We start from the raw sequence: 10,725 nt of genomic DNA on the forward strand, positions 1-10,725 counted from the left end.
GCCCTGCAATGGCAGGGCGCGCCAGCCGGCCCGCCGCTGCGGTCGAGTCCTCTCTCAAACCGGACGAAATCCCTCCATGAGCACCACGAATCCTCCACTGCTGAGCCGCCTCTCGCTGGCCCTCTGCAGCTTCTTCTCGATACTGTCCAAGCCCGGCTTTGCCGCCGATGTCCAGCGCCTGCGCGCCGAGGGCTGGCCGGCAGCGCAGCCAGTCGCCCCGGCGCCCGCGCCGGTCACGCCGCCTGCCGCAGCCCCGGTCGCGGCCCCAGTGGCGGCTGCTCCGGTCGCGCCGCCGCCCGCGCCGGCCCCACAGTCCCAGCTCGCCCCCGAGACCGCCGCCTTGCAACTGCTGGGCCTGTTGCAGCGCGAGGCGCGCTTCATCGATTTCATCGAGGAAGACATCAAGGGCTATGGCGACGCCGAGATCGGCGCGGCCGCGCGCGTCGTGCACGAGGGCTGCCGCAAGGTGTTGCGCGAGCATTTCACTTTCGAGCCGGTGCGCGCCGAGGCCGAGGGCAGCCGCCTGACGCTGCAGCCGGGCTTTGACGCCGCGGCCGTGCGCGTCACGGGCCATGTGGTCGGTCAGCCGCCCTTCACCGGCACGCTGGGCCACCGCGGCTGGCGCGCGAGCGAGACCCGGTTGCCCAAGCTGGGCCAGGGCCACGATGCCACCGTGCTGGCGCAGGCGGAGGTCGAGCTGTGAAACCGACTCCGAACCAGAACCCCGCAACCCCGGCAGCGGATCAGCCAGCCACCCAGCCGCGCTTCAGCCTCGGGTTGGACCTGGGCACCACGCATTGCGCCTTGTCCTGGGTCGATACCCAGGCCTGCGACGGCGAAAAGGTGGTCCAGGGCGTGCTGCAGATCCCGCAGCTGACCGGCCCCGGCGCGGTCGAGGACAAGCCGCTGCTGCCGTCCTTCCTCTATCTGCCGCACGAGAGCGAGCTGGCAATCGGCGACCTGGGCCTGCCCTGGGTGGCCGGCCAGCCCTACGCGGTCGGCGAATTCGCCCGCTCGCGCGGCGCGGCCACGCCGATCCGCCTGGTCGCCAGCGCCAAGAGCTGGCTGTGCCACCCGGGCGTGGACCGGCGCGGGCCGATCCTGCCGGCCGAGGCGCCGGCCGAGGTCGAGCGGGTCTCGCCGCTGGAGGCCTCGGTGCGCTACCTGTCGCACCTGAAGGCGGCCTGGAACCAGGCGCACCCGGAGGCGCCGTTCGAGCAGCAGCAGGTCACGGTCACGATTCCGGCCTCGTTCGATCCGGTCGCGCGCGAGCTGACGGCCGAGGCGGCCCGGCTGGCGGGCTTTGGCCAGCCGACGCTGCTGGAGGAGCCGCAGGCCGCGCTCTACAGCTGGATCCAGCAGAGCGCGGGCGGCTGGCGCAAGCAGGTCCGGCGCGGCGACGTGATCCTGGTGGTCGACATCGGCGGCGGCACCACCGACCTGTCGCTGATCGCGGTGCTCGAGCGCGACGGCGAGCTCGAACTGCACCGGGTCGCGGTGGGTGACCATATCCTGCTCGGTGGCGACAACATGGACCTGGCGCTGGCCTATGGCGTGACGGCCAAGCTGGCGCAGCAGGGCACCCGGCTCGACGCCTGGCAGACCCGCGCGCTGGCCCATGCCTGCCGTGGCGCCAAGGAGGCGCTGCTGGCCGACGCCACGCTGGAATCCGTTGCGGTGGTGGTGCCGAGTCGCGGCTCGAAACTGATCGGCGGCAGCATCCGGACCGAGGTCACGCGCGCCGAGCTCGGCAAGCTGTTGCTGGAAGGCTTCTTCCCGCCGGCGCAGGCCTCGGACCAGCCGGTCAGCCGCGCGCGCGCCGGCCTGACCCAGCTCGGCCTGCCCTATGCGCAGGATGCGGCGGTCACGCGCCACCTGGCGGCCTTCCTGAGCCGCCAGCTCGGCGCGACCGAGCAGATCGAGGGCTTTGGCGTGCCGCAGCCCGAGGCCGCGAGCTTCCTGCACCCGACCGCGGTGCTGTTCAACGGCGGCGTGCTCAAGTCGGGGCTGATCGCCGAGCGTCTGCTCAGCGTGCTCAACGGCTGGCTGGCCGCCGACAGCGCCCAGCCCGCGCGCCTGCTCGATGGCGCCGACCTGGATCTGGCGGTCGCGCGCGGGGCCGCCTATTACGGCTACGTGCGGCGCGGTCGTGGCGTGCGCATCCGTGGCGGCACGGCCCAGGCCTATTACGTCGGTGTCGAGTCTTCCATGCCCGCGATTCCGGGCTTCGAGCCGCCGCTGCAGGCGCTGTGCCTGGCGCCCTTCGGCATGGAGGAGGGCACCGAGGCGCCGCTGCCCGAGCAGCAGTTCGGCCTGGTGGTGGGCGAGCCGGTGCGCTTTCGCTTCTTCGGCTCGACCGTGCGGCGCCAGGACCAGGTCGGCGCTCTGCTCGACTTCTGGGGCACGGACGAGTTGCACGAGCTGCAGGAGATCGAGGCCAGCCTGCCGGCCGAGGGCCGCTCGGCCGGCGAGGTGGTCGCGGTGCGGCTGCACGCGCGCGTGACCGAGGCCGGTACATTGGAGCTCGAAGCGCTGCCGGTCGGTGGCAGCGAGCGCTGGAAGGTCGAGCTCGACGTGCGGGCCGAGGCTTCGGCCCAGGCAGCGGACTGAGTCGGCGGCGGGGTTCGGTGTGAGCGCACGCTACGCGGTCGGCATCGACCTGGGCACCAGCCACACGGTGGTGGCCTGGGCCGATCTGCAGGCGGCCGAGCCCGAGTTGCAGCTGCTCGGGATCGCGCAGTCGGTCGCGCCGGGACAGGTGGCGGACTCGCCGCTGCTGCCCTCGGTGCGCTATCACCCGGCTGAGGGCGAGCTCGCCGCCTCCGAGCTGGAGCTGCCCTGGCCGCAGCCGGCGCTCGCCGGTGGCATCGAGCTGCCGGTTGCCGTGTTCGGGCGCCGGGCGCGCGAGCTAGGCGCCCAAACGCCGGGCCGCCTGGTCGCGAGCGCCAAGAGCTGGCTCTCGCATCCCGGGGTGGACCGGCAGGCGGCCATCCTGCCCTGGGGCGCGCCGGACGAGGTGGCTCGGATCTCGCCGGTCGCCGCGAGCGCGAGCTACCTGGCGCAGGTCAGGCTGGCCTGGGATCAGCGCCACCCCGGTCATCCGCTGGCGCGGCAGGACCTCACGCTGACGGTGCCGGCGTCCTTCGACGAGGGCGCGCGCGCGCTCACGCTGGAGGCCGCGCGGCTGGCCGGGCTGGAGCAGCTGCGCCTGGTCGAGGAGCCGCAGGCGGCGCTGCAAGACTGGCTGTTCCAGCATCGCGCTAGCCTGGCCGATGAACTCAAGGATTCGCGCCTGGTGCTGGTGGTCGATGTCGGCGGCGGCACGACCGACCTGACGCTGGTGCGGGTCGAGCCCGATGCGGCGGGTGGCGCGCCGCGCCTGACCCGGGTCGCGGTCGGCGACCATTTGATGCTGGGCGGCGACAACATGGACCTGGCGTTGGCGCATCTGGTCGAACGCCGGCTCACGGGTGACGCCCCGCTGCCGGCGGCGCGCCTGTCGCAGCTGGTGCAGCGCTGCCGCGCGGCCAAGGAGCTGCTGCTGTCTGACCCGGCGCCGGATTCGGTGCCGGTCACGCTGCTGGGGGCCGGATCCAGGCTGATCGGTGGCGCGCGCAGCGTCGAGCTCGGCCGCGCCGAGGTCGAGGCCCTGGTGCTCGACGGTTTCCTGCCGCTGGAGTCGCCGCGCGAGCGGCCGCGCCGGCGGCGCGCTGGCATCGTCGAGTTCGGCCTGCCGTATCCGGCCGATGCGGCGATCACGCGCCATCTGGCCGATTTCCTGCAGCGCCACGCGGTGGCGGCGCGCGCGGCCCTGGGCGCTGACGCCACTGACTGCGAGGGTGGCTTTCCGCTGCCCGACACGCTGCTGCTCAACGGCGGCGTGTTCCGCTCGGCGGCGATCACCAGCCGCATCATCCAGCTGATGCAGTCCTGGCGTGGCGGTCCGCTGCGCGTACTGTACCACTTCGATCCCGACCTCGCGGTCGCGCGCGGCGCGGTCGCGCAGGCGCTGCTGCGCGCCGGACGCCTCGCGGGCTTGGGCGCGGGTATCGGCGGCGGCGCGGCGCGCAGCTATTTCCTGCTGCTGCAGGAGGGCGGTCGCGAGCAGGGCCTGTGCGTGCTGCCGCGCGGCACGCCCGAGGGCCAGGCGGTGGCGCTGCCGGGCCGCCGTTTCGCATTGCGGCTGGGCCAGGCGGTGCGCTTTCATCTGGCCTCCACCGTGTCCGACCAGCCCTGGCAGGCTGGCGATCTGATCCCGGCCGACGACGAGGGCCTGCTGCGGCTGCCGCCCTTGGTCGCCGTGCTGCCGCCCCCGCAGGGGCGACGTCGCGCCGAGGTCGAGGTCGGCCTGGTCGCGACCATGACCGAGCTCGGCACGCTGGAAGTCCATGCGGTGGCCTGCGACGACCCGCAGCAGCGCTGGCGGCTGGCCTTCGACCTGCGCGCAGGTGACACTGCCTCGCAGCCGGGTGACGAGTCAGCTCCAGCGCCCGGGCATCCACGTCTGGCCGATGCGCTCGCGCTGCTGGATCGGGTCTTTGGCGAGGGTTCGCAGCGGGTCGAGCCGCGCGAGGTCAGCCAGCTGCGCGCCGGGCTTGAGCGCCTGCTGGGCCCGCGCGAGAGCTGGGAGCTGGCGCTGTCGCGCGCGCTGTTCGATGCGCTGCTGGCGCGTGCCAGGCGCCGGCGCCGATCCGCCGCGCACGAGCGTGCCTGGCTGAACCTGGCGGGCTATTGCCTGCGCCCGGGCACCGGCGCGCCGCTCGACGAGTGGCGTGTCGAGCAGCTGTGGGAGCTTTATCCGCAGGGCCTGCAGTTCGGCGCCGAGAGCAACAACTGGTCGGAATGGTGGACGCTGTGGCGGCGTGCCGCTGGCGGCTTGAGCGAGGCAGCGCAGATCGAGCTGCTGCAGACGGTCGGTGCCCACCTGGAGCAGCTCGTCACCAGCCGGTCGGCCAGCCACCCGCTCAAGGGCAGCCATGGCGACATGCTCAGGCTGGTCGCGGCGCTGGAGCGGGTGCCGCACGGCTACCGCGCCGAGGTCGGCCACTGGCTGGTCGAGCGCCTGCGCAAGTCGGCTGGCCGTGCCGATCCGAACAGCGCCAAGGAGGCGGGCCAGGGCATCGAGAAGGCGGGCGACTGGTGGGTGGTCGGCCGTCTGGGCGCGCGCGTCTCGCTCTACGGCCAGGCGCAGAACGTGGTGCCGCCCGAGGTCGCGCAGGAGTGGCTGAACGCGCTGCTGGAACTCGACTGGCGCCGGGTCGAGCAGGCCGCCTTCGCGGCGGTGCAGATCGCGCGCCTGAGCGGCGACCGCGTGCGCGACCTGGCGCCCGAGTGGCGCGAGCGGGTGCTGCGGCGCCTGGCCGAGCTCAAGGCGCCCGAGATCTGGAGCCGCATGCTGCGCGAGCGGGTCGAGCTCGAGGCCGCCGAGCAGCGCCTGAGCTACGGCGAGGCACTGCCGCCGGGGCTGCGCCTGCTCGGCCGCTGAGCCGCCGGGGCTTCAGCGCCCCTCGACGACGATGCGGCTGGCGCCGCCGCTGAGTCGGGCCACGCGCACGCGCGCGCCGATGCGCTCGGTCATCTCCTGCACATGGGAGATCACACCGACCTTGCGCCCCATGGATTGCAGGCGATCCAGCGCGTCGATCGCGACATTGAGCGACTCGGCGTCCAGGCTGCCGAAGCCCTCGTCAATGAAGAGCGACTCGACCCGGACCCGGTGCGAGGACAGCGACGCCAGCCCGAGCGCGAGCGCCAGCGACACCAGGAAGGATTCGCCGCCCGAGAGCGAGTGCACCGAGCGCAGCTCGTCGCCCATGTCCTGGTCGACCACCAGCAGGCCCAGGCTGTCGCGCAGGCGCTCGATCCGGTAGCGCCGGGTGAGGCCCTGCAGGTGCGCATTGGCATAGTCCAGCAGGATGTCGAGCGTGAGCTGCTGCGCGAAGTTGCGGAACTTCTTGCCGTCGGCCGAGCCGATCAGCTCGCCGAGTTGCTCCCAGGTCCGGGTGCGCGCCGACTGAGTCTCGATGCGTTGCCTGATGCCGACCGAGCGCGCGAGCCGTTCGTCATCCTGCACGAGCTGCAGCCGGATGCCGGCCTGCGCATCGGTCGCCGCCTGCAGCTGCTGCGCGAGTTCGCCGGCCAGGCGTTCGAGTTCGGCGGGATCGTCGATCTGCTCGCGACCGGCCTCGTGCCGGCGCAGCATGTCCGCCCGGTCCTGCAGCACGGCCTGCGCCTGTTGCACGGTGTCATCGAGTTGTTGCATCGCCTGGCGTTCGCGCGCGAGTGCGTTGGCCGGGGTGGCCAGCAAGGTGCTCAAATCATCCAGCGTCAGCGCTGGTGCCGGTGCCGGTTCGCTGTGCGCGGCGTTGCAGTCGTCGAGCCAGCGCTGCAGCTCGAGTCTTGCTTCCTGCCGCGTGGCGTCCTGTTGCATCAGCCGCAAGTCGGTCTGACGCCGGGCTTCGAGCAGGCGGGTCTGCTGCTGGCTTGCCTCATGCAGCCGCTGGAGCGAGTGTGCCTGCAGCGCGCCGGTCCGATCCAGTTCAGCTTGCAGCGCGCTGGCGACGGCATCCGCTGGATGGCCGTTGAACAGCGCGGCGCGCTGCTGCCGGTATTGCGCGAGTTCGGCCTCGATCTGCCGCAGCGCCTGCGCCTGGGAATGTTCCAGCCGGCTGGCCTGTTCGCAAGTCTGCTGGCGGCTGTCGGCTTCCTGCGCGAGCAGCTGCAGCCCGGTCTGCAGGGCGTCGCGGCGCTCGCGCGCATGCTGCCATTCCCGTACCTGCTGGCGCAGGCGGGCGCAGTAATCCTGCGCGTTGGCCTGCCATTGCTCGCGCCACGACGCGCGCGCGAAGGCGGCGTCGAGCTGGACCAGCAACGTTTCGGTTTCCTGTTCGAGCCTGACCATCTGTTGCTGTGCGGCCAGTGCTTGCTGCCCGGTCAGCGCGGTCTTTTGTTGCAGCGCCTGGACTTGCTGGCGCAAGCCGTCACGCGCAGTGCGCGCCGCATCAAGCGCGAGTCGTGTCTGTTCGCGCTCGCGCAGCGCAGCGCGCAACCGCGACTCGCGCTCATCCAAGACCTGCAGCGCCGCGAACACATCGGCTTGTTGCTGCGCCAGCCATCCCTCCAATGGCGCGGGCGCGAGCGCGGCGCAGTCGGCCTGCAGTTGGTGCGCGTTCCAGTCGGAGCGGGCGGCATCGTGTTCGATGGCCAGCGTGGCGAGCTCGGCGTCGAGTTCGCGCAGCGTCTGCGCGGCGAGCTGCTGCTGGGCCTGCGCACCGGCCTGCCGCTGCAGCAGTTCGTCTAGCGTTCGCCGGCAACCGAGTTCATGCGATTCCAGCGCTGCCAGCACCGCATCAATCGCTGCCGAGGCTTGCGCACGGGGATGTTCGGTCGAGCCGCAGACCGGGCAGGGCAGGCCGGGCTGCAGGCTGGCGCGCAATGCCTCGGCGCTGGCGCTCGCCGCCAGCCTGGCCGATTGCAGCGCCTGCTGCGCCGATGCCAGGGCGGCCTCGGCGGGTGGCAGCTCATGTGCGACCGCTTCGAGCTGGCTTTTTGCTGCTGCCAGCGCGCTGGACCGGGCCGCGCGCTTGTCCGCCAGCAAGGCGTGGTGCTCGTTCAGTTGTTGCAGCCTGTGCCAGCGCTGTCCGAATTCCCGCAGCGATTCGCGCCTGGCCTGCAGCGCGGACTTTTCCGCCGCGAGCGCCTCGGGGTCGATGCCGGCGCAGGCAGTCGAAGCCTGTTCAAGCCTGACGTTGGCTTGCGCGCAGGTTGTTTCGGCGCGTTCGAGTTCGACCTGGCCTTGCGCGAGCTGCTGGGACAGATCCCGTGCTTGTTGCTGCAGCGCCTCGACCTGTTCGGCCGCGCCCGCCTGTTGTGATCGCAGTGCATTCGCGCGCTCGAACAGGGCCTCCCAGCGTGGCCAGCCCTGCGCGAGTTCGCGCCGGTTGTCATGTTGTTCCAGCCATTGCTGCAGCGACTGCAGTTCGGCGCCGTCTTGCTGCCGGCGCGCTGCGGTCTGTTGCTGGCGTGCCCGCGCCTGCGCAAGCTCTTGGGCGGCATCCGCGTGCGACTGGCGCGCCGCCTGTTCGCGTGGCGCGGTCGCCGCGATCAGCCCGTCCAGCGTCCTGGCCTGCTCAAGCAGCGGCCTGGCATCGGCCTGGGCCTGCTGGGCCGCCCGCTGTGCCTGCACCGCCTGTTCGTGCGTCTCAGTCAGAGTTTCCACGTCGCTGCCGGCCTGGCTGACCTGGGTCCGCAGCTGTTCGAGCGCGGCCTGTTCTATCTCCAGCGCGGCTTGCGCGCGCTCGATATCGGCTGCAAGCGCTCGCGCGGGCTGCACCCGCTCCAGCCGTTGCAGATTCGCGCGTCGCTCCTGCGCGGCATCGCGCGCCGTCGTGGCGGTTGCCAGCAGGGCATCGGCTTCGGTTTGCTGGCGCTGCAATTGCTCGCGCTGCAGATGCCAGCGTTGCCGCTCGGCCAGCGCAGCCCGCTCGTGCTCGAGCGCCTGCAGTTGCGAGGTGGCCTCTGTCAGCCCGGCTTCGGCCTGTGCGCGGCTTTCGGGCGTCAGCGGCTGGCAGTCCTGCATCTGCTGCTGCAGCTGATCCAGCGCCTTGCGCTCGTCCTTCATGCGCTCGAAGGCCAGCATCGACAGGCGCGAGAAGGTCTCGGTGCCGGTCAGCGTCTGCAGCAGTTCGGCGCGCTCGTCGTCGCCGGCCTTCAGGAAGGTGGCGAAATCGTTCTGCGCCAGCAGCACCGCGCGCGTGAACTGCTCGAAGTTCAGGCCGATGATGGCCTCGATCTGGCGCAGCGTCTCGGTCTTGCGGCGGTCGCCCAGCGGCTGCCCGTCGGCCAGGCGTGACAGGGCGATCTCGCTGGCCTGCAGCCTGCCGCTGTGCCTGCCGTGGGCGCGCCGCACGCTCCAGCGCGAGCGGTAGGCCTGCCCGTCGCTGCCGACGAAATCGACCTCGGCCCAGCCCTCGCCGGCGCCGCGCCGCAGCAGATTGCGCGGGTCGCTGGTGCCGACCGCGTGTTCGCCCACGTCGGGCACGCTCTCGCTGCGGGCGTTCGCGCGCGTCAGCCGGGGCGTGCGCTCGTAGAGCGCCAGGCACAGCGCATCGAGCAAGGTGCTCTTGCCCGCGCCGGTCGGCCCGGTGATCGCGAACAGGCCGGCCGAGGCCAGTGGCTCGGCCGTGAAGTCGACCTCGAACTCGTTCGACAGCGAGGCCAGGTTGCGGCCCCGGATGGCCAGTATCCTCATTTGACTTCCTCCTGCGCCTGGACCAGCAGTTCATCGAAGGCTCGGGCCAGCTCGGGCGCGGGTTCGTTGCCGAAGCGGTGCCGGTACAGTCGGCCGAAGAAGTCGGCCGGCTCCAGCGCGGCCAGTTCCTCGACCGATGTGGTGGGGGTTGCATCCGTTGCGACTGTGCGCACGCTGGAAGTCTCGATTCGCACCAGCCGCACCGGCTTGCCGGCCAGCGCCGCCTCGACGCTGGCGCGCAGTCCCGGCTCGGGCTGGCTCAGCCGCACGCGCACCTGCAGGTAGGGCTGTTCGGCCTCGGGCCGCGCGGGCAGATCGAGCGCCTCCAGCGCTGCGAGCACCTGCTCCAGCGGCGCTGGCTGTTTTGGCACGCGCAGCAGCTCGACCGCGCGCGGGATGCGCAGCTCGCGCACCGAGGCGACCGCCTCGCCGGCCAGCTCGACCAGCAGCACCTGGTGCGGGTAGTCCACCTCGGAGAAGGACAGCGGCAGCGGGCTGCCGCAGTAGCGCCGCGTCTCGTCACCCCCGACGCGCTGCGCCAGGTGCAGGTGACCCAGCGCGACATAGGCGATGCCGGGATCGAACATCGCGGCCGGCAGTGCCTGCGCGCCGCCGATCACGAGCCGGCGCTCCGATTCCTCGGACACCTGGCCACCCGTCATGTGACAGTGACCCATCGCGACCACGGCCTGGTCCGGGGCTCGCCTGGCCTGTACCCGCTCCCAGGCCTGGCGATACAGCTGGGCCATGCCGGTCAGATAGGGGTCGGTGTCAGCGCCGCCTTCGATGCGCGGCAGGTCGGCCGGACGCAGAAAGGGCAGCGCGATGCACCAGGCCGCAATCTGCCCAGCGCGGTCCCTGAGCGGCACGATCAGCCGGTCCAGCTGCGCTTCCCAGTCCAGGGCTTCAGCCGAGCGACCGAATGAGCCGACCGCGCCGATCGCGCTGGCGTCGAGCAGCGACAGCAGCGGGCCGGGTGCCTCGATGCGGCCTGGCGAGTCGTGGTTGCCCGCCGTCATGACGATGGACAGATGCGGCACGCGCTGCCTGGCCTGCCGCAGGAAGCGGTAGAGCTGCTGCTGCGAGGCGGCCGACGGGTTGGTGTGGTCGAAGATGTCGCCGGCGATCAGCAGCGCGTCGACCCGTTCGGCTTCCAGCGTATCGAGCAGCCAGTCCAGGAAGCGCGCGTGCTCGAAGCCGCGCTCGTACTGGTGCAGCGTCTGCCCCAGGTGCCAGTCGGAGGTATGGAGGATTCTCATCAGACAGGGATTATTGCCCCAGTTCGACGACGGCTCCGGCCAGTGAAACTAGATTACCCAGCCATGACCAGTTCACGAGCGCAAGCCCCAGGGCGATTGCGCTATGTAGCCCGGGAATGATCTGAGACTGGGCTATTGAGCTGGCCGGGTGGATACTGAAGGCATGCTTGCCAACCCCCAGACCTACTTCGCCGAGTTGCCCGACCCCAGGCGGCA

At 71.7% G+C, this 10,725-nt stretch carries 6 protein-coding genes; 3 read left to right on the top strand and 3 right to left on the bottom strand.

The genetic code is table 11. The features are described 5' to 3' along the window. Window positions 1-76 precede the first annotated feature (76 nt). The 3 genes from PHR85_RS04870 to PHR85_RS04880 all read left to right on the top strand — a co-directional run bounded on the left by PHR85_RS04870 (window position 77) and on the right by PHR85_RS04880 (window position 5,485). The gene (locus PHR85_RS04870; RefSeq protein ID WP_300051184.1) at window positions 77-703 is read left to right on the top strand and encodes a DUF2760 domain-containing protein; all 627 of its coding nucleotides are present in this window, start codon (window positions 77-79) and stop codon (window positions 701-703) included. Between the two features lie 74 nt (window positions 704-777). After that, window positions 778-2,610: an Hsp70 family protein gene (locus tag PHR85_RS04875; RefSeq protein ID WP_300051209.1), complete on the top strand. Its 1,833-nt coding sequence runs from the start codon at window positions 778-780 to the stop codon at window positions 2,608-2,610. A 19-nt stretch (window positions 2,611-2,629) separates the two neighbouring features. Beyond that, the gene (locus PHR85_RS04880; RefSeq protein ID WP_300051186.1) at window positions 2,630-5,485 is read left to right on the top strand and encodes an Hsp70 family protein; all 2,856 of its coding nucleotides are present in this window, start codon (window positions 2,630-2,632) and stop codon (window positions 5,483-5,485) included. A 12-nt stretch (window positions 5,486-5,497) separates the two neighbouring features. Here PHR85_RS04880 and PHR85_RS04885 read toward each other — a convergent pair whose 3' ends face one another. The 3 genes from PHR85_RS04885 to PHR85_RS04895 all read right to left on the bottom strand — a co-directional run. Continuing rightward, a complete protein-coding gene (locus tag PHR85_RS04885; RefSeq protein WP_300051189.1) occupies window positions 5,498-9,250 on the bottom strand; it encodes an AAA family ATPase in 3,753 nt (1,250 codons plus the stop codon). Continuing rightward, window positions 9,247-10,509, bottom strand: coding sequence for an exonuclease SbcCD subunit D C-terminal domain-containing protein (locus PHR85_RS04890; RefSeq protein ID WP_300051192.1), 1,263 nt, complete (start codon window positions 10,507-10,509; stop codon window positions 9,247-9,249). Before PHR85_RS04890 ends, PHR85_RS04885 begins: the two co-directional genes overlap by 4 nt. Window positions 10,510-10,519: 10 nt before the next feature. Next, on the bottom strand, window positions 10,520-10,725 hold a 206-nt coding region (locus PHR85_RS04895), incomplete at its 5' end, for a hypothetical protein (protein ID WP_300051194.1).

The sequence above is a fragment of the Malikia sp. genome, assembly GCF_028687635.1.
Lineage (GTDB): Bacteria > Pseudomonadota > Gammaproteobacteria > Burkholderiales > Burkholderiaceae_C > Malikia.

Coding starts and splice junctions, on each gene's coding strand:
- PHR85_RS04870 (WP_300051184.1), top strand. CDS start 77: ATGAGCACCACGAATCCTCCACTGCTGAGCCGCCTCTCGCTGGCCCTC.
- PHR85_RS04885 (WP_300051189.1), bottom strand. CDS start 9,250: ATGAGGATACTGGCCATCCGGGGCCGCAACCTGGCCTCGCTGTCGAAC.
- PHR85_RS04890 (WP_300051192.1), bottom strand. CDS start 10,509: ATGAGAATCCTCCATACCTCCGACTGGCACCTGGGGCAGACGCTGCAC.